Genomic DNA, 19,780 nt, shown 5'->3' with positions numbered 1-19,780 from the left:
TGCGTGACGCGCTACCTCTTTACATACACAGCCGTAACAACGGATATGCCAGTCGGTACTCGGTTGTCACTACAGCTCGCGGACTTCGGGACCCGATCGCTCGTCACGCACGCGCTCATGGCGGTGGGGTTCGTGGGAGCGGTCGTCTCGGGGCTGTTCGTCGAGGGACAGATCGGCACCATCTCGATGGCGGCGTTCATCAACTTCACCGCCGGGCTGTGGATCTGTCAGTCGATCCACTCGCTCGGAAACGCGGCCACCGACGACGAGTACCAGGGCGTCCTCAAGGAGATTTTAAACCGTGTCTAACGAACCCGGATTCGACGCCGGCCGCTTCGGGCGAATCTTAGCGCTCGTCGGCTTCGTCACGACCGTCTTCCTGTTTCTCACGGCACAGCGACTGTCAGGCGACGCTTTCCAGATCGGCGCCGTCGCCATCGGGATGGTGGGGCTGGTCACCGCGATCATCGGCTTCCTCGTCGCCGCCGGCAGCGCGGTCGACGCCTCCTGACGCTGTTCGGCGATTGCGGGAGCAATTTTCCACGGGGGTGAAGGGGACGCCGACCTGTTCGCTGACGACTCCGTGTCGCGGATCCGGTGTCCGCACAATCGTAGTTCGAACAGTAGTCGAGGGGGATCGCTCGAGCTGAACGAGATATTCGCCAAAGCGTTATGCCGCTTCACAGAGAAATACGGCCATGAGCGTGACCATCCCCGTTGTTTCGACGCCGAACGTACTCGGGGGGAAGCCACGGGTAGAGGGAACGCGCGTCGGCGTCCACCAAGTTGGGTCGCTGGTCCGCGAGCACGATTGGTCGACGGCGGCCGTCGCCGAGGAGTTCGGTCTGACGGCCGACGAGATCGACGCCGCTATCGAGTACTACGAGTCGAATCCCGACGAAATGGAAGCGGTCGCGGCAGAGGCGGACGCGACTCGTGACCGACTGACCGACGTGAGTCGCGCGCCGTAGCGATGCGGCTCCTCTGCGACCAGAACGTCGCACGTCGGTACATCGACGCCTGTATCGAAGCGCCCGACCTTCGAGCGGTCACTGTCCGTGACGCGCTTGATCCGCGTGCGACCGATCCCGATATCGCGGCGTACGCTCACGAAAACGGGTACGTCGTGTTGACCGCGGACGATGACTTCTTCGAGTTGTCGGAACAGTGTGGCTGCCTGTATTTCCACCAACTCGATCAGCCGCCTGTCGGCGACGTACTAACTGCGATCCGGCTGATCGATGACGCGTACGACGACCATACCGAGATCGTCGAGGTCGTCCCGGACGGGTGGGCCTGAACTACTTGTACGGCTCGCACACCAGCTCGACGCCTTCCTCGAAGCTGATTTCGGGTTCCCAGCCGGTCGCCTCGTGGAACGTCGAGTAGTCGGCCATCGTGTCGTGGACGTAGCCGTCGAAGGGGCACTCCATGTACTCGGGGTCGATGTCCGTGCCGAGCGCGTCGTTGATCATCGCGACCATCTCGTTGAACGAGTACGCCTCCTGGGTACCGACGTTGTACACGCCCGTCAGCTCGTTGTCGGCCGCGAGCTCGCAGGCGCGGGCCACGTCCGAGACGTGCGTGAAGTCGCGCGTCTGGCTGCCGTCGCCGAACAGCTCGGGCGCCTCGCCGGAGGCGATCTTGTCCGCGAACTGCGCGACCGTGTTCGCGTACTCGCCTTTGTGCTTCTCGTTGCCGCCGAAGCCCTGGTACACCGAGAAAAAGCGGAGTCCCGCCACGTTCATCTCGTGGTGGTTGGCGTAGTACTCGGCGTAGCGCTCGCGCGCGAGCTTGGAGGCCTCGTAGGCGGTGTGGGCCTCCACGTCCATGTCGACCGGCGAGGGCTCGGTGCGGCTGCCGTAGATGGAAGATGTCGAGGCGTACACGACGGTGTCACAGCCCGCCTGCTGGGCACGCTCGACGGTGTTGACGAACCCCTCGACGTTGACGCGGCAGCCGCGCTGAGGGTCGTTCTCGTGCATGTTCCGCGAGGAGAGCGCGGCGAGGTGGAAGACGACGTCGACGTCGACCGGGAACTCGCCGTCGACGACCGAGGCCTCGACGAACTCCACGTCGGAATCGAGGTTCTCGGGGGTCCCGAGGTAGGTGTCGTCGACCGCGATCACGTCGTTGTCGGCCGCGAGGCGGTTCGCGAGGTTCGAGCCGATGAACCCGGCCCCGCCCGTGACGAGGACGCGTTTGTCCTGCATATTTCGTTCTCGTTCGGGCATCGGGATTATCGTGTCGGTTTCGGCGGCCCGCTGCGAGGCCCCCGAGGGACGCCCGGCGACGGCGTGAGAAACGGCACGGCTCGTCACCCCGAACCGTCTTTGCGGTGGGCGGCGACGTCCGGAGTATGTTCGGAACCAGCGGCGTTCGGGGTCCCGTCGGCGAGGACGTGACGGCCGACCTCGCGCTCGACGTGGGGCGTGCGCTCGCGACGGACGGCGCGGAGACGGTCGTGGTCGGCCGCGACGCGCGAGACAGCGGGCGGATGCTCGTGCGGGCGCTCGTCGCGGGACTCACCGAGTGTGGAGCCGACGCCATCGACGTCGGCGTCGAGGCGACACCCACGGTGGCGCGGGCGGTCGCTCGCGAGGGCGCGGACGCCGGCGTCGTCGTCACGGCCTCGCACAACCCGGCGCCCGACAACGGGATCAAACTCTGGACGGAATCCGGGCGCGCGTTCGGCGACGAGCGCAACGACCGGATTACCAAAATCGTCGAGGCGGAGTCGTTCGACCTCGCGGCGGCCGACGCGATCGGCGCGGTCGAAGAGCGGGACGTGGTCACTGGCGGCGACGCCCGGCGCCTCCACGAGCGCGCGCTCCGCGAGTCGGTCTCGCTCCCGGACGACCTCTCTGTGGTCGTCGACCTCGGCAACGGGGTCGGGCGCGTCACCGCCGACGCGCTCCACGCAGCCGGCTGCGACGTGGAGACGCTCAACGGCCAGCGCGACGGGCGGTTCCCCGGGCGCCCGAGCGAGCCGACCGCGGCGAACTGCGAGACCGCCTGCGAGGTCGTCGCGGCGACCGACGCCGACCTCGGGGTCGTCCACGACGGCGACGCCGACCGCATGATGGCGATCGACGAGCGCGGGCGGTTCGTCGCCGGCGACGCGCTGCTCGCGCTGTTCGCCCGGCGCGAGGCGGGCCCGGACGACCGCGTGGCGGTCCCGGTGGACACGAGCCTCCTCGTCGCCGACGCGCTCGCCGAGGTCGGCGCGGAGGTGACGTACACGCCCGTCGGCGACGCGTACGTCGCCGCGGAGGCCGAGAAGTCGGACGTCGCGTTCGGCGGCGAACCCAGCGGCGCGTGGATCTGGCCGGACCGGACGCCCTGTCCCGACGGCCCGCTTGCGGCCTGCGTGCTGACCGCGCTCGTCGGCGCGGAGGGGTCGTTGGCCGCGCTCGTCGACGACCTCCCAGAGTACCCGATCCGGCGGGACTCGGTGCGGACGGACTCGAAGCGGGCGACCGTCGAGCGCGTCGCGGAACTCGCCGGCGAGGAGTTCGACGACGTCTCGACGCTCGACGGGATCCGCGTGGAGACGGACGCGGGCTGGTTCCTCGTGCGTGCGAGCGGCACCGAGCCGCTGGTGCGGATCACCGCGGAGGCGCGCGGTGAGGATGACGCCGCGGACCTGTTCGAGACAGCGCGGGAACTGGTCGAGCGGGCGGGCGAAACCGCTTAGGCACCAGAATTCGACTCGTTGTGGAGTCGCTCGACCCGCTCGGCGACCCAGTCGAGAACCGAAAACAGGACGTCGAGGTGGTGTTCACCGAGCGACGACAATTCGACGCCGTTCGCGTCCGGCGGCGGATGGAAGTAGCGCTTCGGTGCGTCGGTCTTCGGGTGGCGGTCCCATCGACACTGAAACCGGGCAGTGCCTAGATCTTCGACGTAGTGGACGTAGTAGTCGCCTGTCACGAACCAGTGGACTTCGATCCGGGCGCTGTCAACCGTGTGGGGATACGCGGTCGAAGCCAGCGAGATGACGAGCGAACGGGGGGAGAGTCGGTCCGGCTCGAACCGCCACGAATCGACCAGCGGGTGCGTCTCCGCCCGCCGACCGAGCGTCCGCATCGTCGTCCGGTCGAGGCAGCCGGTCTCCGTCGCGTCATCGGGCGTATCGTCGTCCGACATCCGTCTCGGAGCGCGTCAGGCCGACGCCCCGAGGTCGCCACCGTCGCGGCCCCGCGCGTCGGCCCGTGAAACGGCCCGCTGGAGGAGTTCGATGTCGTGGCGAACCGTGCGCCACCGCGACAGCGAGTCGAGCCGATCGTGTACCGCCGCGTGGTCGCCGCCTTCGATTCGCGCGACCGTGGCGGCGTCGGGATCGGGAACACCGAACGACCCCTGGAAGTCTGCGTCCTCCTCGAGAAGGTCGTCCAGGCGCTCACGGAGTTCCGCCGGAGAATGTTCGTCGGCCAGCGTTTCGACGCGTTTCCACTCGAAGTACGACTTGTTGCGGCGATACTCGGCGGGACGACTCCCGCGCCGGTCGGCGATCCCCATCTCGGCGAGTTGGGTGAGCGCGTTTCGCGCGCCGTCCGTGGAGCAGTCCGCGCGCTCGGCGATGTCGCTCGCCGACGCGTAGTCAGTGACTCCAGTTATCACGTCGTACACCCGCTGAAACGTGGTCCGATCGCGGTTCCACCGGCGCCGCGCCTCGCTATCCTCGCTCGACGACGAGTTCCCGGTGGAGTCACCAGACATACGGTCTGATCACGACTTGAACGATATATGTCTTTGGAAAGATAGATATATCTCCATGTTGCCCCACGAGTTCGAGTTCGAGAAACACACCGCAGCCGCTAAACCCCGGCCCGCCGTCGGTCTCGAACATGTACGGAGTCGTGCTCGCGGCCGGTCGCGGGATTCGGATGCTACCACTGACGGACCGCCGACCGAAACCGCTCCTGCCTGTCGGCGACCGCTCGTTGCTCGAACGCGTGTTCGACGCCGCCCGCGACGTGGTCGACGAGTTCGTCGTCGTGACGGGCTACCGCGGCGACGCGATCCGCGACGACGCCGTCCGCGTAGCCACCGGCAGATAGTTCGGTTCGCTGATCCTGTCGCAGTCGGTTCCGAACCGCTTGACTGTGGGGCCGTCGCTGCGAACGTCTCTCACAGACTGTTCGCGCTCTGTTAGTCGAAAGAAAACGACCGGTGGACTGAACAATACCTCAGTACGGGACAGCGTCACCGTTCAGTGGTCAGGTGGCCCTGACAACTACCAGGTCAGTCCCTCGTACGTGATTCCGTCACGACGCTCGATAATTCGTCTTCCGTCGACGACGATAGCCGTCTCCATCGCGTCGAACTCCTCGTCGAGCGCGGCGAACTCGTCCCAGTCGGTGACGACGACTGCGCCGTCGGCGCCGTCGAGCGCCGCCGCGGCCGAGTCCGCGTACGTGACGTTGTCGACGTAGTTTGGGGCGTTGTCGGCCGCCACCGGGTCATAGGCGGTGACCGTCGCCCCGCGCGCTTGGAGGTCCTCGATTACCGGAATCGCGCGGGAGTTCCGCATGTCGTCGGTGCCAGACTTGAACGCGAGCCCCAGCACGGCGATCTTGGCGCCGTCGACCCTGTGGTCACGTTGGTCGGCGAGGTGGTCGGCAAGCAGCCCGACCAGCCGCTCCGGCTGGCGGTCGTTGACCTCGACCGCGGCGTTGAGCACTGCCGGCTCGTAGCCGGCCCCTTCCGCGGCCGTGATAATTGCGCGTGTATCTTTTGGGAAACATGAACCCCCCCACCCCACGCCGCTCTGGAGGAACTGCTCGCTGATCCGGTCGTCGAGCCCGATCGCGTCCGCGACCTCGTAGGCGTCGACGCCGAACTCCTTACAGATGTTCCCGATGTCGTTGATGAGGCTGATCTTCGCCGCGAGGAAGCCGTTGTTGGCGTACTTGATCATCTCGGCGGTGCGCGTGTCCGTCTCCACGACCGGCGCGTCGGCCGCCTCGACGAGCGGGTCGAACACCGCTCGCATGTCCACGAGCGCGCGGTCGTCGTCCGCGCCAAGGACGACTTTGTCCGGGTTGAGGAAGTCATGGACCGCCGTCCCCTCACGGAGGAACTCTGGGTTCATGCCGACACCGAACGCCTCACCGGCGGTCTTACCGCTCTCCGCTTCCAAGATCGGAGTGATCGTGTCTGCCGTTGAGCCGGGAACGACCGTACTCTTGACGACGACGGTGTGCCAGTCCTCTTTGGCGGCCAGCGTCTGGCCCAGTTGGCTCGCGCCCGCCTCCATGATCGACAGGTCGATGCTGCCGTCGTCGTTCTGCGGGGTGGGGAGACAGAGGAACGTTACGTCGGTGTCGAGGACGGCCGCGTAGTCGGTGGTCGCACGGAGGCGACCCGTGCCGTTGGGGCCTGCGTGGGCGGCGATCAGCTCCGAGAGCCCTTCCTCGTGGATCGGCGCCTCGCCGTCGTTGATCGTTTCGACGACCGTCTCGTCGATGTCGATATTTACCACGTCGTGGCCGAGATCCGCAAAACACGCCGCGACGGTCGTCCCGACGTAGCCGCTGCCGACGATGGAGATACGCATCTTGGCCGTCTCTTCGGGAATCACCGATAAGAAACGTGTGATTGGGGAATCTGGACTAGGCGATGGGCTCTGTGAGTTCTGAGCCGGGTTGTTCGGAAAAGCTGAGGCTGGAGAAAACAGGGTTGTGCTGTATCCGGACTGGTACCGCTTGCGTTGGCCACGTCGAACTCGCTCAACCGTCGGATCCGTTTGTCAGTTCCGCCCGTAGGTCGGTGGCCGCACGCTCGAACTGGTCCGCGAGTAATGGCGTTCCCGACTCCACCCGCTCCTCAAGAAAATCGACAGCGTCTGTGGCTCTCTCGGTCTCGCGGTCCACCGCTGCGGCGCAGTCGACGTACCCGTCGAGAGCCTGGGTGAACGCCTGTGAGAAGTGATCGTACGCGCCGTCGACGCGCTCCATGTTGTCGTCGAGCGACTCGACGAGCGCCCGATAGACTGCGGCCGCTGACGCGTCCCGGCCCTGCTCGCGGTACTCGGTCGCGAGATCGAACCACTTCGAGAAGTCGATCGGCTCGAAGACGACGTAGTATTCGGGATTCGTCTCCTCGAACCGCCGGTCGATGGCGGCGCGTAGCTCGTCGACCGACCGTGTCGAGGATTCGCCGAACCGGGCGAAAAACTGCTCGCGGAGGGTGGCGTCGGTCGCCAGCGTGTCGCGCAGGAACGCTCGTAGATCATCCGCGTCGGCGGCGTCGAGCGCTGCGTCGAGCTGATTGCCCTCGTCCGGCGGGACCTCGTCGAGACACCGAAGCAACACGGCGACGACGTGCTTGCACGCTCCCCGTCCGTCGTACGGACAATCACACCACGGGTCGAACCCGTCCGCGGCGAGGTCGACGCGAACGTCGTACTGGCGGCTCCCGCTCACGACGGCGCTCACGGTGGCGTCGACGCGGTGGATCTCGCGGATACGACCCTCGGTGAGGTAGTTCTCTCCGCGCTCGAAGACCGCGTCTGTGCAGATATCTTGGACCCCGCCCTTGGTCACGTCCATAGTACCAAGTAGTGTTCCGTGGTTACTCCGAAAAATTTGCGCTTGGATCGACAGAAGCAATCTGGATCTGCGTCGTTGCAGATTTCTGGGGCAGCGGGCAGCGGCTCGACGAGCGACACGGCGTGGATATCGGAGCGATCGCTCGCGCACAGAAGTCCCGGTCCTGACGGCGACCGTCGATCACTTCGAGCGTATCGAGAACGAGCGGGTGATCGATTGGGCTACGCTTTGACGCGTGGTAGCCGGGGAGTGAGAGAGTACGTTTCGTCTGTCTTTGTCCAGTGTCACGGAGCGATATCTGTGTCAGCTTCGTTGCGTAGTTTGAGGGCTTCGAGGATGATTTCCAGATCGAGATCGTGGGACTTGCAGTATCGATCACCCTTTCGTCGTGATGTGAGTCTACTTGATTGGGATTCAGGGGCTCTCGGACACCCCTCGCTTCGTCTGCTCTCGTCTCTGCAATGTGGTGGGCTTCGTTCGTTCGAACCACCCCTCGTTTCGTCTGATCACCATCTCGAACTCATGTGACGCGTGTTGATCGCGCTCCGTTGTTAAGGGGGGACAACCAGACACACACCACTTTTCGCAGCGTATCAGCAGGGAGTGAGAGAGTACATTTCGTCTGTCTTTGTGATCGACCTCGTATCGCTACCGCCATTACTGTTATAGACAGACGAAACGTACCCTCTAGCTTGGAAGTAGAGAAGATATTTTACTTCTTTTTAAATAACGGGACGCTTCAGCACTAGTTGACAGCGACCTTGTGATGATCGGACACCCCTCGTTTCGTCTGTTCTGCTCTCCACGGTCTGTGCTGTCTCCGTCTCACTCGAATCACGCCCCTCGTTTCGTCTGTTCTTCCGTTTGGTTTGTAGTCTGACTACGGCTGATTCTCGATCGACTCGCGCGTCTCCAAGATAATGTCGGGATCTAACGTGAGTTCGTATCGGTAGTGAACACCGCCTGCGCGTCCCTCGTTCTGTTCGGTCCGTTCGATAAACCCGAGCATCGTGAGATCCGCGAGATGGTTCTGGATGCTCTTTAGCGTAGTTAGCGGATCATGACCCCAGTTTCGTGCAATGCGTTCGTACACCGCCTGAATCTCTTTTGACCGTGCAGGAATGTCCCCGTTCACCTCGATCTGTGCGAGCGACTCTAAGATGAGCTGCCCGTGCATAGTCTGGTCGCGCAACTTGTCTTGGACACGACCTCGCTGGACACGTGCCGCAGCTACCTCGATATGGTCGTCAGTGATCGCTGTCGCTCCCTGTTCTTCAGCGACATCGCCGCCCTCGCGGAGGAGGTCAATCGCCTGCCGTGCGCTTCCGGTATCTTTCGCGGCCTTCGCGGCTGCGAGCCTAATAGCGGAGTCTTCACATGCCCCATCAACAAGTGCCTTCTCAGCTCTAGCGGTGAGAATCGATTGGAGTTCACCTGCGTCGTACGGCGAAAAGGCCAGTTCCTTCTCCATCAGCGTGTCTTTGACTTTCGGGCTCAGTGACGAACGGAACGTGTAGTTGTTGCTGATCCCGATCACGCCAACTCGTGCAGCGTCGAGATGACCATTTGCCCGTGCGCGGGGGAGTTCGTACAGCAACGAATCAGGGTCAGAAAGGTGATCGATCTCGTCGAGAATGAACAGAAATGTGCCGCCACGTGACTCCATCTCTTCGTATAAGGTTTCGAGAGCGTGCGACGTTGAAAGGCCAGTTTCCGGGAATTTCTCTCCATCGTCCTCACGGATGCTATTGATGAGCGATCGAACCGTTCTGTACACGCTGTCGTCGTTACAGTTCCGGAAATGAACGTGGAGCTCCTCGGCTTCATCTCGTCGCTCTACTTCCGTCTGGAGGGCACTCATCATGTACTCCGTGACCGCCGTCTTCCCGACACCGGTTTTCCCATAGATGAACACGTTTGCGGGATTTCGGCCGAAAAGCACGTCTTTGAGTGCCGATCGATACGCGTCAATTTCGTCGTCTCGTTCGACGATAACGTCCGGACGATACTCCTCCGAGAGAATAGATTTGTCCTCAAAAAGGGTTTCAGTCATCTCCGTGAAGAGATCTTCAGACATTGTTGATATTCTGAGTAACACTACTTACTAACTTAAAAGTGACGTTCGTCTGTTTACTGTGTTTCGTCTGTTTTCTCGTTACAGCCGGCGGGAGGATCAGTACCCGAACTCTGTGATACAGAACAGACGAAATGAGGGGTGTGGTTGATCGCTACCTGTGAAGCACCCCATCGCCCTACTGCGAGAACAGACGAAATGAGGGGTGTCTGCCCGACATGCCCCGACCCTCGGTTACTAACACGGAAACAGACGAATTGAAATCCTCTCCGCCCTGGGTCGCGTTAAGTTTGGCGTGAATTGTGGTAGACGGCGAAGGCTTCGAGCCAATTTTGAGCTGTCCCGAGCGCGACATTGCTGAAACTATTCGCAAACGATGATGTGCGTCGTTCTATTTCCCAAAAGACACGTTCGATGGCATTCCGATTTCCATGTTGAATGACTTGAAATCGATAGCCGTCTTCAGCGAGAACTGATCCGAGATAGTCTGCGTCATCGACGAGAAATTCCACGTTATCAAGCTGATAGCGCCGATGTAGCTCGGTGAGAAACCATCGCGTCGTCTGTTTATTTGCGGTTGGATAGAGGCTCACGTGGAGAATTTCGTTCGTATATGGATCAACCGCGCCGTACAGCCAGAACTGCTGGCCGTGGAGGCGGATCATCTTTTCGTCAACCGCAAGTTGATCCTCTGAGACGGTCGAGATCGGCTGTAGATCGGCTTTATGAACCCAGTTATGGATAGCGACATGACTCCGATCGATCCCAAACCTTTCGAGATGTTTACTTACCTCACGCAGTGACATACCGGCCAAGTGACAGCGGATCCCTACTTCAATCGCCCATCGCGGAGTTCGATCTCGCTCCACAAACGACAAGTCAATCCACGCGATACGTTCGCTGAGGCGGTCGAATTCTGTCATAGACACTCAGAACTCGTCCGCCTCGTCCTCTAACTTAACGCGACCGTTCAATCACCCTGTGGTTTTAAATATGAGTTTGGCTGCGTTGGGTGATTACCAAAATTGAGGCGAGAATGCCCCTTCCTCAAGGAGCGAGCACCGCGAGCGAGTAGGGAGGGAATGAATCGCCGCACACCTATATAAACCATTAAATAGACATATCTCTAATCAGCAGACCGCGATGGAGTACAGTCACCGCTATCATGCATATCCGACACAAGAGCTAGCGGAGCGACTGGAACACCACATCGACGTTCATCGCCAAGCGTACAACTACACCCTGTACGAGTACGAGAACGTGGACACCGACGACATCGGGTCCGCGTACAAACACCACGCCAGACTCCCCGACTGGAAAGACGAGTTCCCCGTGTTCTCGGATGTCAATTCGAAGGCTCTCCAACGAACCGTCACTCGGTTCTATCAGAACCTCACCGGACTTTCCGAACAGAAGCAAAACGGGCACTCAGTTGGCAAACTCACGTGGAAACCGCCCAGAGACTTCCAGAGCATGACGTATTCGCAGTCCGGCTTCGAGCTCAAAAACACGAGTGGCCGCACCGCGACGCTCTGGCTCTCCAAAATCGGAGATATCAAACTCCGCTATCACCGCGCGATCCCCGACGAAGCAGCTATCAAAGAGGTCACGGTCAAGAAGGAAACGACCGGCGAGTGGTTCGTCTCGTTCGGCCTCGAAACCGACGAGGCAAACCTGTCCGAGAAACCCGACGTGGCGTCACTTGACAAAACAAACAGCGTGGGTATCGACCTAGGTATTCTGAACTACATCCACACGTCGGACGGCACGACCGTGGACTGGCTTGAGTTGGAAGAGGAGTACGATCGTCTCCGTCGAGAGCAACAGAAACTCTCGCGGAAGGAACACGGGTCGAACAACTACGAGAGCCAGCGCGAAGCGGTTGCAAAGGTCAAACGCCACATCCGTCAGAAGGTGCTGGACTATCAGCATAAGCTCACGACGTGGCTCGTCAGAGAGTACGATGCTGTGTTCATAGAAGATCTGAACGTTGCTGAGATGCTTCAAGGCGAAGGGAACGCGCGGAACAAGCAGACTGCGGCGTGGCGACAGTTCATCACCTTGCTTGAATACAAGGGTGAGCTGTACGGGACACACGTCGTACAAGTCGAAGCAGCGGGAACGACCAAGGAGTGTGCGTCCTGTGGTATTGAGACGGCGAAACCACTCTGGGTACGAGAGCACACGTGTCCGAGTTGTGGATTTGAGTGCGACCGTGACGCGAACGCGGCGATGAACATCTTACAGAGAGGCTTTGCTGAGTTAGGGCTGAGATGGCCCGAATCAACGCCTGTGGAGACTGCGCTCCCTACGGACACCACTCGCGTGTCTGCAAAGCGCGTCGTGGAAACAGGAAGCCCCACCCTCAACGAAGCCACGCCAGTGGCTGAGTAGGGTGGGGTAGTTCACGGTGGAATTTTATTTAGAGCGATCATCTGCGACTTACAGATACTTCAGATGCCGATGGTTCCAGACAAGTATGAGGAAATGCCCGAGGAACTTTGCGATGCACTCAGCGAGGCGGGGTTTGATCCGTTCAAAGAACACTCACGGTGGGATTACACGCAGGTATTCGTCCGCCAAAATGCCAATGATGATTCACGATCACTCACTCGTCGCGAGGTCCAAGTCGAACTTGAGCAGCAGACGACAGTTGAAACTGCGAAAACAACAGCTAACAACGCCTTAGGCGATCTCGTTGATGCTGGGATTTTGACTTGTGATACGGATTTAGACACGCATCAGTACTGGCTCTCATACTCACCCGAACCGTCATCTGCGACAACTGTCGATGGGGCGATACATGATGGGGGGCCAGTTGCAGAACCAGTCGCTGGTGACGACTCTACAGATACAACAACCTCAGACGCTGATCGACTTGCTGGCTTGACGCGCCGCTACTTTGCGTTTGAGCGCGTCTGGTTAGCTGCGTTGGTAGTCGGACTAACTCTGACCTTGGTGACGCTTGTGCTGTTGCGGCTCTCAGTTCCAACGACACTTTCGATCGGTAGCGCGGCGCTTGCGTGGGCAGTGCTTTCGTTTGGGGGTGTTGTGCTTGTCGTGAGCCTCAGATATATTGTGAATTAATTGCTCTGTTGTGCTCTGTTGAATCCGCAGAAGGCGTCGAGGTCGGGTCACTCTGTGCTCGGTTCAGGAGCCCTGCCGAGAGAATTCAAAGATGGGGTCTTGGCAGAGAGGGCGAGGATGGAGATTACAGGGTGGATCGATCCGGCTCCTTGACGACAAAGAGCAGGGTAATTGCGCCTTCAGAGATCGTGATCCCTGTGCAGTCATCGGATGCAACAGAGCAGCGTGGTGAACAACAGTCTGACAGCGATCTCGACATTCTCGTCGCGTTCGACAATCCAGTAACGTTGTTCGATCTCATTCGATTGGAAAACGAACTGACGGAGGAGCTTGGTATTGAGGTCGACCTCGTGACGAAAGATTCGTTGAAACCACAGATGAAGGCTCGTGTTCACGACGATCTCGTCAGGGTATGACAGCGGTTTTGGACTACCTCGATGACTTCCTTGATAGCGTCGAAAAGATCAAGCGATATACACGAGAGATGACATCCGAGGAGTTCGTTGGCGATCTAAAGACTGACGAGACGGTCACGGCGGCGTTTTGTCACCGTCCTCCGCGTTCATGGGGAAAAGAATGCCAACACAGTTTCCTCCTCTCGTAGGGCTGCGGTACCGATATTCCCGTTCGAACTTGCTACGGGGAGGTCACTCCGGACCATCCAGTATGCTGAGGCGATTAGCGAGTGCGTCCATCACTTCCCACAAGAGTCCGGACACCGAACGTGCGTCGAATGAGGCTGGTTCGTACGTGTAGCAATCGTCGTCTTCGTCGCGTTCCTGATAATGAAGCAGCCCGTCAATATGGGGATTCGGTTCACAGTGAAAGCCACAATCGAAGCCGGAAGGTTCGCTGTAATGGACGGTATAGTATGCCTGAATTGGCGTTCGCATCCACGCATCACTCGTGCGATCAGAGTCTTCTGGTCCGGGTGATGGATCCGGAATCCACGTCATTCGGAGTGTGGCTCTCTCTCCTGAGCGGCCGAACCACGACGGATCGAGGGTAGCCTGTAGTTCTCGGTATTCACTCGGTGGCTCACCTTCGACCGATAGGACGGCTGGATGTCGCGCCAACTCGCCACGCAACTCGCGGAGGATACGATGCCGATCCCGCCCTGAGGTCGTCCCGCCATCAGGACGGACGCCGTCTGCTTGGACATACAAACCAGCATCTCGGTGACGTTCGGATTGGCCATCTGGCGTGCCCCGCTCGTCAGTCATACGCTGAGCGACGACTGGTCAGATTTCCACGTGTCGTAGTTTGTGATCGCGTCTTGGATAAGAGAGAGGTGATACCGGGCAAGTTCCCAGTCGCTTGCCGTCTGCGTCAGTTTGTACGCCTGCTCGGCAGAGACGGTATCTGCGGCCGCTCGTTCCCGGAGTGTATCCGGTGTGTCAGCATCGTACTCCATTTTCCATGCTGCTATATTGTCTTTCAATTCTGTGGCCTGCTCTGCGAGTTCTTGTTTTGTTGTCTCTTCAAGCAATGATCGAATATCACGGAGTCGGGTGTACAGTGGATCCGGATAGTAGTGGCTGGTCCCGTCCTCGTCAGTTTCCGTCACAACACTGAGCTCAACGAGTCGGCGGAGGTGATCTCGTGCCGTATTCGCGGACACGGCAGCCTGCTCCGCGATCCATGGGGCTGATCGGGGCTCCGAGAGCGTCATCGTCACTGACTTAACCCGATCAAACGCCGATGCGTGTTCCTTCCAGGTCTCCATCCATTCGGGGTCGTCGGGCGGCTTTGTGGGTGGCATACGCTGTGGTTCCGGTTCGACAGTAATAATTCTACTCCTACGCAAATTATTGAGTTCACTGAACTCTTTCCAGGATTGAAGCCGTGGGAGGATGTCAGGGCGGATTTTCTGCTTCGTTCAGTTGTGTAAGCGAGTTCTCCTCGTATGCACGCCGCCAGAGAGAATGTACAGCACGTGTAACCTGCCTGGGTCTGTGACAGTAATACAGGAGCGCTGTGGGTGCTCTGACGATGCATCGGGTGGGTTGTGAAAATGCTTGTTTGGAGCGTCTGGTTTTGGATGGTAATCAAACCGGAAGTTGACATCCTGTTCGTCAGTATGGTGAAAATTGTAGTATCCCGTTTGGTACCATCGAACATCGAATCGACACGAGTCCGCATCTCCAATCCCGTCATCGAGTCGAACGACGAGTTTCGTCGGGTCCAGTAGGCTGTCGAATCCTGCCTCGATGACGAGACCATCCAGCGCTGTGAACTCGTCTCGAATCTGTTCTACCGCGGTCTCGTCTAGCGGCCCGACTTCCCCCTCGATATCTGTGTCAGGCTCCATCTACGCTGTCGATCGTTCGCTGTCATCGCTGAGTGCTCCGTACTCATCCGATCCGGTAACACGACCGGTGTCAGCAACACGAGCCGCAGCGGCGTGGCTATCGTCAGGATCGAAATCGTAGAGTGAGAGTGCGGCCTGTGCAATCTCGAGATTCTGTTCAATCTGTTGCCAGCGAGTGATATCTTGCCAGCCATCGTCGCCGGGTTCTAGTTGGAGAGTGAGTTCGTCGACGTCAGCAACGTCGTACTGCTCTCGGAAGCTGTGTAGTTCCGTCTTGAGGTCTTGAATCGTGTCTCGGATCTCGCTTTTCGTATGTTCGCGATGAATTGCTGCGATACGCTTCATTGCCAGCATCTGAGGAGCGCGCATATATCGGGTTCCAGACTCTGTGTTGATTACTTTGACACGGCCAGTCTCCGCCAGTATCGAGAGGTATTTCCGCGCAGTTGGTTCACTTACCTGTGCCCGTTCGGCTATTGTACTGGCCGCTTGCGGTTCGGTGGTGACGTCACTGACGTGCCGGATACGGTCGAACGTGGTTGTATCCGCCTTCCACTCCTCAATAGCGGCCTCATTTACGTCTCCCTCCCACAGTTCGTGGGGAGCGTCAGTTGTGGTCATGTGTATCATCGGTTACTGGCCCTGTCCATAAAATACTTTCTTAGAAATAACTAATATTTGGTATTCTAGCCAAACTCGTAGTCAGTGTCGCGAGCGTTGACGTACTCGTCGTTGCCCGTTCGGTCCGGTACGTAACACGGACCGTGATCCGCTATGTGGAAGACAGGGGCTTCGATATCGAGGCCGCTTCGACGGTGAACTAGAAGCGGTAATCGGTCACGCACATCTTGGATGAGCGGTTCTCGCCGCGCGTTGAGCGTTCCACCCGGAGGCCGGCGTTCGGTCAGCGGCGGGAATTGGCCTTTGTCGAGATCCTGTTCGGTCATAATCCGAACGTCGAGTAGTTGGGCTAACCGCCACGCGCTCTCAGTTACGCGGCGCGCGACAGCGAGGACGGGCATTGCCCGCATGAGCATAGCCCGCAGCGCGACTGCTTCGACGGCGTCCCGCTGAACCGGGACTTGGTGCCAGTCTTTACACTCAACCACGAGGAAATCGTCAGGATCACCACGGGGCTCGTCCCGGCGGCCGATCACGTCGGTTTCGAGCCCAAAACAGTACTCGTTGCGGGCTGTTCTGTACCCCCACTGCTCGAGTGTCTCGGCGACCTGAGTTTCGAGCCAGCGCCCGTTGGTCGGATCGTGGTCCGGATCCTCGTCGTCGGGCGTGCCCACGGCGTCAATTTCGGCCGTGAAATCGAGGTTGTCGTCACTCATCAGTCGGATCCTCGATGGTGTCAGCGGCGTCTGCCTGCTGGGCTGCCTGTTCGAGGGCTGTTGCGATCGTTTGGGCTTCTGTCGGCGTGAGGACGGCGAAGGTGACCTCGCGGTCATCACCGAAGCCGAGGAGGACACGTGATCCCTCAGTGACGTCGGTGCTGTCGGTGCTGACCTGGATACTTCCGTCCGTCGCTTTCGGGCGATCGCGTCTGATGACGGTCTCGAGATCGAGTGTTGGGTCGCTCATTACTGCTCACCCCCGGTCGGAAGCTGTGTTTGTGGGGTCGCGACTGCTGTTGTCGGGTGTGGTGTCGGTGTCATGATGTCGGTTGGGTGGTCTCGGGTGTCTCGGATTTGGTGGGCGTGGCTGTTCGGCTGCCGGCTTGTGTTGGCGTTCGTCATTGGACGTATGGTATGATCGGCGTCGGCGCCGGGTTCAGTGAGGATCGAGATCGGTGGTTGTCTGTCCCATCTACCGCGATCGTCTCTCTCCGTGCGGACGGGGGGTGGGCTGTTTGATCCAGCGGGTGTAGTTGACTGTCGATGCGTCACCAGCGGCGGCGCGGTCGGATCGCTTCTTTCTGGGAGCCACGCCGTCACAGGGGGTGTCTTCGGGTGTGGCGTCGGCTTCGCCGTGGTCCACCGGCGGTGGCCCCCTTGCTGGACGGGCGTGACGCGGTCGAGATCGCGGATATCGCTCAGGCGACGGTCATAGCTACTCGCGGAGATGCCTGCTTGCTCAATGAGCTCTGAGCGGCCGAGTGGGCCGTCAGATCGGAGCAGAGTGGCGTACAGCTTTGTCGCCGTCGGCGTGAGATCGGGCCGGAAGCGCTCCGGCGGGAGCGTGGCCGCTGCGCGCTCGACCGCGGCAAGCGTCGGGGTTCGAGACTCGTTCAGCGCTCGCAGCAGGCTCGCCACGACGTCGTACGGACACGCGCTTGAGGTGTCCGCCGGGCCAAACGAGCGCAGACACAGCCGCACGAGCCGCTGGCGCTCGCGGGGTGTCCACTGAATGTTGTGGGTCATCGCGACCTCGTCGATCACCCGGCGAATGACGGGGTAGGTCGTCCCGTCGACGACCGGGATTTCGAGCGTCGGTGCGGATTCAGTGCCATCGGCGATCGCCTCCCGGACCGTCGTGAGTTCCCTCGAGAGGGTCGTGGTAATCTCGTCGTGGCATTCCGTGATTGTCGGGCCGGTCACCACCCACGACATGGTGAGATCTATCGTCGCGTCGTGGTCCGGTTCGTACGGGAGCCGTCGGCACAGCTTTGCAGGGCGGTCTTCGAACAGCATGCGGTACCCCGAATGAACGCCGTAAACGGACTGTTTGGGAGCGGTTTTGGCGAGGAACTCACAGAGATTCTGGAGACGGGTCTGGTTGCTTACGAGTGCGCCGGTATCGGGCACTCTGACGGTCGTCGTGAGATCGATCCCGACTGCGTGATACAGCTGGGTTGCTGAAGCGATTAGCCCGTGGAGATCCTCGAACAGGTCGCTGCGAGCGGCCGTGTCGTCGCTGTGCGTGAGTTCGGCGATCTGTGCGAGGAGGCGGTCTCTGACCGTTGTGATTCGCTCGCGCCACGCGTCGTAGGTGGTTTCGGCGTCGCTGTACCAGCCGACTTGGTGACCACGGCGGAGAATCCGGGCCGTTGGAATTGTCTGGCCGGGCTCATCGATCACCTCAAACTCCTGGCCGAGTTGTGTCGGGGTGAGAATGTTCGAGAGGGCCTTCTCGCTCAGTAAGGCGCCCGCGAGACGTCCCAGGGTGGCTAAGGGGCCACCCCACTGGAGGACGACGAGGGTTTCATCGTCGGTGTGGCTCAGGTACGCGACACGGCCGTCGTCGAACGGCTGGGGTTGGTCATCGACGAGGGTAATGGCATCGTCGTGGGCGACGGTGCCGAATCGCTCGTGGAGGTGGCTCGAAACGTTCTCAGGCCCAGTGAGCCACTGGACGTACTCGGCGTCTTCATCTGGATCGCCGGTTGCTGTTACCCACTCGTCGGGCGTGGGTGTCTCCTCGCCCGCCCGGCGGGGCGACACTGCACTTGTGAATTGTTGAGGGGTCGCAGTAAGACTCCCATCGAACCGGCGCTGATCCGGGTGGATGAGTTCGTAGTTGTCGTCGAGACACTGTTGGACGGTTGACTGGCCTAAGTCGGTGAGCTGGACGGTGTTGTGCTGGCTGCGCCGGTCGACAGTGACCAACTCGCGATCTTCGAGATCGAGGACATATCTGCTAATAGTACCCTCAGCGATATCGATCGCGTGATCGTGGGTGAGATCACGGTAGCTCCGGGCGTACTCGGTGTCGAGGTTGCCGAGGAGCCGGCGCTTTCTAGGTTCGGTGTCGAGATCACGGATGGCTTCCCACGCAGTCTCGGCGGTCTGGGCGTGGTCGGTGTGGGGGAACCGATCCCGGCCAGCAGTAAGATCGAGGTGACACTCGGTCCACTTGGGATATCGCTTCGAGAGATGTCGTCGGACTCTGGGAGAGGCGACAAGTCTGACGTCGAACCCGCTGGCGAGGACGGCGATCGCCGCGAGTGCGCGGACGCCCGTGCGGCGGTCTGTAAGGGAGGCCCAGGCGTCGCCGTCCAACAGGAGCGTGAGAGCGGTGGGATGCGATTCGAGTTCGCGATGGAGTGCGACCGGTCCTTTCTCGAGCGCACCGAGGTCCGCGTTGACTGGACCACGCCCCGTACCGATGCTGGTGACGGTGTCGGTGAGATCCGCGTGTCGCTGTTGGTGGTACCTAGTCAGTGTACTGGGGGGTTCGTCCCGATAGGTGAGCGCGAGTGTCGTGATCGCACGAGTGTACGCGACGGCCTCGGCGACGTCATCGGTCCAGCGGGTGTCCGTCGTTCGCCACTCCGGCAGAATTTCTCCGAGAAGCTGGGAGCTCGTACGCCACGGATCGGTGGTGGCGTGATCGCGAATGATCCGCTCGGTGTGTGACCGGAGTTCGGCGAGGAGGTCCGGCATCCACTCGGTCAGCCGAGGCGAGACTGCCGGACAGCGGATCCCCTCTAGTGAACGGTCTGTGGCGTGACTAACGAGTCGGATCCCTCGCTTGCGAGCCGCAGGCTGGCGTGTTCGCACAGCCGATCACCGCAGGGTGAGAGGCTGGCTGGTCACAGCGGCCACCATCACTCCGACCCCTCGCGTGGGTACCCACCATCAGAGCGGGCGTGTTCTCGGACAGCCGTGAGCAGCGGGGGTGGGTCTCGCTGTGTTGGCTGGGTTGGGTCTCGTGGTGTTGGGGCGTCTGGACGGACGCGTGGTTCGGTGGCTGTCGTGGGACTCGTGACGACTATGGTCGGATCAAGGAAGACGAACGTTGTTGATTGCGTTCGGGTGTTCGAACATGTCCCGATGTGACCCGTGAGGACGTACTCGCAAACGCCGC

21 protein-coding genes and 1 pseudogene are annotated in these 19,780 nt (G+C 60.6%); 9 read left to right on the top strand and 13 right to left on the bottom strand.

Annotation, left to right across the window (positions count from 1 at the left end; all coding sequences use genetic code 11):
- The first annotated feature begins 45 nt into the window (after positions 1-45).
- From ACOZ35_RS02945 to ACOZ35_RS02930, 4 genes are all read left to right on the top strand, one after another.
- Positions 46-309: a hypothetical protein gene (locus ACOZ35_RS02945; RefSeq protein WP_424014983.1), complete on the top strand. Its 264-nt coding sequence runs from the start codon at positions 46-48 to the stop codon at positions 307-309.
- On the top strand, positions 302-511 hold the full coding sequence (locus tag ACOZ35_RS02940; RefSeq protein WP_007993605.1) for a hypothetical protein: 210 nt from the start codon (positions 302-304) through the stop codon (positions 509-511). The genes ACOZ35_RS02945 and ACOZ35_RS02940 overlap by 8 nt, the downstream gene beginning before the upstream one ends.
- A 187-nt stretch (positions 512-698) precedes the next feature.
- Positions 699-971 carry a DUF433 domain-containing protein gene (locus ACOZ35_RS02935; protein WP_424014982.1) on the top strand — a complete coding sequence of 91 codons (273 nt, stop codon included), beginning with the start codon at positions 699-701 and terminating at the stop codon, positions 969-971.
- Positions 972-973: 2 nt separating this feature from the next.
- A complete protein-coding gene (locus tag ACOZ35_RS02930; protein WP_007993608.1) occupies positions 974-1,300 on the top strand; it encodes a DUF5615 family PIN-like protein in 327 nt (108 codons plus the stop codon).
- 1 nt (position 1,301) lies between these two features.
- Here the strand turns inward: ACOZ35_RS02930 and ACOZ35_RS02925 are convergent, their stop codons facing one another.
- Entirely contained in the window at positions 1,302-2,213 is a 912-nt protein-coding gene (locus ACOZ35_RS02925; RefSeq protein WP_424014981.1) for an NAD-dependent epimerase/dehydratase family protein, read from the bottom strand.
- A 146-nt stretch (positions 2,214-2,359) separates the two neighbouring features.
- Here ACOZ35_RS02925 and glmM point away from each other — a divergent pair, with 146 nt between their 5' ends.
- Positions 2,360-3,697, top strand: coding sequence for a phosphoglucosamine mutase (glmM, locus tag ACOZ35_RS02920; RefSeq protein ID WP_424014980.1), 1,338 nt, complete (start codon positions 2,360-2,362; stop codon positions 3,695-3,697).
- On the opposite strand, the gene ACOZ35_RS02915 is transcribed toward glmM, so the two are convergent.
- Together ACOZ35_RS02915 and ACOZ35_RS02910 are read right to left on the bottom strand one after the other, a co-directional pair.
- Positions 3,694-4,149, bottom strand: a complete 456-nt coding sequence (locus tag ACOZ35_RS02915; RefSeq protein WP_424014979.1) for a hypothetical protein — start codon at positions 4,147-4,149, stop codon at positions 3,694-3,696. The genes glmM and ACOZ35_RS02915 overlap by 4 nt on opposite strands.
- A gap of 15 nt (positions 4,150-4,164) precedes the next feature.
- On the bottom strand, positions 4,165-4,722 hold the full coding sequence (locus ACOZ35_RS02910; protein WP_424014978.1) for a DUF7342 family protein: 558 nt from the start codon (positions 4,720-4,722) through the stop codon (positions 4,165-4,167).
- A 128-nt stretch (positions 4,723-4,850) separates the two neighbouring features.
- Here ACOZ35_RS02910 and ACOZ35_RS02905 point away from each other — a divergent pair.
- A pseudogene (locus ACOZ35_RS02905) lies at positions 4,851-5,033 on the top strand (NTP transferase domain-containing protein); the annotation flags it as partial.
- 206 nt (positions 5,034-5,239) lie between these two features.
- On the opposite strand, the gene aglM reads toward ACOZ35_RS02905, so the two are convergent.
- From aglM to ACOZ35_RS02885, 4 genes are all read right to left on the bottom strand, one after another.
- Positions 5,240-6,562, bottom strand: a complete 1,323-nt coding sequence (gene aglM, locus ACOZ35_RS02900) for a UDP-glucose 6-dehydrogenase AglM (RefSeq protein WP_424014977.1) — start codon at positions 6,560-6,562, stop codon at positions 5,240-5,242.
- Positions 6,563-6,734: 172 nt separating this feature from the next.
- Positions 6,735-7,556, bottom strand: a complete 822-nt coding sequence (locus tag ACOZ35_RS02895) for an SWIM zinc finger family protein (protein ID WP_159368488.1) — start codon at positions 7,554-7,556, stop codon at positions 6,735-6,737.
- 880 nt (positions 7,557-8,436) lie between these two features.
- The gene (locus ACOZ35_RS02890) at positions 8,437-9,633 is read right to left on the bottom strand and encodes an orc1/cdc6 family replication initiation protein (RefSeq protein ID WP_094521215.1); all 1,197 of its coding nucleotides are present in this window, start codon (positions 9,631-9,633) and stop codon (positions 8,437-8,439) included.
- Between the two features lie 281 nt (positions 9,634-9,914).
- Entirely contained in the window at positions 9,915-10,553 is a 639-nt protein-coding gene (locus ACOZ35_RS02885; protein ID WP_424014976.1) for an IS6 family transposase, read from the bottom strand.
- A gap of 220 nt (positions 10,554-10,773) precedes the next feature.
- On the opposite strand from ACOZ35_RS02885, the gene ACOZ35_RS02880 reads away from it, so the two are divergent.
- The 3 genes from ACOZ35_RS02880 (at position 10,774) to ACOZ35_RS02870 (ending at position 13,133) form a co-directional block, all read left to right on the top strand.
- Positions 10,774-12,024, top strand: coding sequence for an RNA-guided endonuclease InsQ/TnpB family protein (locus ACOZ35_RS02880; protein ID WP_424014975.1), 1,251 nt, complete (start codon positions 10,774-10,776; stop codon positions 12,022-12,024).
- A 69-nt stretch (positions 12,025-12,093) separates the two neighbouring features.
- The gene (locus ACOZ35_RS02875; protein ID WP_159368482.1) at positions 12,094-12,717 is read left to right on the top strand and encodes a hypothetical protein; all 624 of its coding nucleotides are present in this window, start codon (positions 12,094-12,096) and stop codon (positions 12,715-12,717) included.
- 131 nt (positions 12,718-12,848) lie between these two features.
- A complete protein-coding gene (locus tag ACOZ35_RS02870; RefSeq protein ID WP_267665431.1) occupies positions 12,849-13,133 on the top strand; it encodes a nucleotidyltransferase family protein in 285 nt (94 codons plus the stop codon).
- A gap of 803 nt (positions 13,134-13,936) precedes the next feature.
- Here ACOZ35_RS02870 and ACOZ35_RS02865 read toward each other — a convergent pair.
- From ACOZ35_RS02865 to ACOZ35_RS02840, 6 genes are all read right to left on the bottom strand, one after another.
- Positions 13,937-14,479 carry a DUF7342 family protein gene (locus ACOZ35_RS02865; RefSeq protein WP_424014974.1) on the bottom strand — a complete coding sequence of 181 codons (543 nt, stop codon included), beginning with the start codon at positions 14,477-14,479 and terminating at the stop codon, positions 13,937-13,939.
- Between the two features lie 117 nt (positions 14,480-14,596).
- A complete protein-coding gene (locus tag ACOZ35_RS02860; protein ID WP_424014973.1) occupies positions 14,597-15,028 on the bottom strand; it encodes a hypothetical protein in 432 nt (143 codons plus the stop codon).
- Positions 15,029-15,649 (bottom strand): DUF7342 family protein, encoded by a 621-nt coding sequence (locus tag ACOZ35_RS02855; protein ID WP_424014972.1) that lies wholly within the window; start codon positions 15,647-15,649, stop codon positions 15,029-15,031.
- A 65-nt stretch (positions 15,650-15,714) separates the two neighbouring features.
- Positions 15,715-16,365, bottom strand: coding sequence for a restriction endonuclease (locus tag ACOZ35_RS02850; protein WP_424014971.1), 651 nt, complete (start codon positions 16,363-16,365; stop codon positions 15,715-15,717).
- Positions 16,358-16,615, bottom strand: coding sequence for a hypothetical protein (locus tag ACOZ35_RS02845; RefSeq protein ID WP_424014970.1), 258 nt, complete (start codon positions 16,613-16,615; stop codon positions 16,358-16,360). The genes ACOZ35_RS02850 and ACOZ35_RS02845 overlap by 8 nt, the downstream gene beginning before the upstream one ends.
- Positions 16,615-19,356 carry a plasmid replication protein RepH gene (locus ACOZ35_RS02840; protein WP_424014969.1) on the bottom strand — a complete coding sequence of 914 codons (2,742 nt, stop codon included), beginning with the start codon at positions 19,354-19,356 and terminating at the stop codon, positions 16,615-16,617. Before ACOZ35_RS02840 ends, ACOZ35_RS02845 begins: the two co-directional genes overlap by 1 nt.
- Between the last annotated feature and the right edge of the window lie 424 nt (positions 19,357-19,780).

The organism is Halorubrum xinjiangense (assembly GCF_049604745.1).
GTDB lineage: Archaea > Halobacteriota > Halobacteria > Halobacteriales > Haloferacaceae > Halorubrum > Halorubrum xinjiangense_A.
This window is presented reverse-complemented; position numbering and strand designations above follow the sequence as displayed.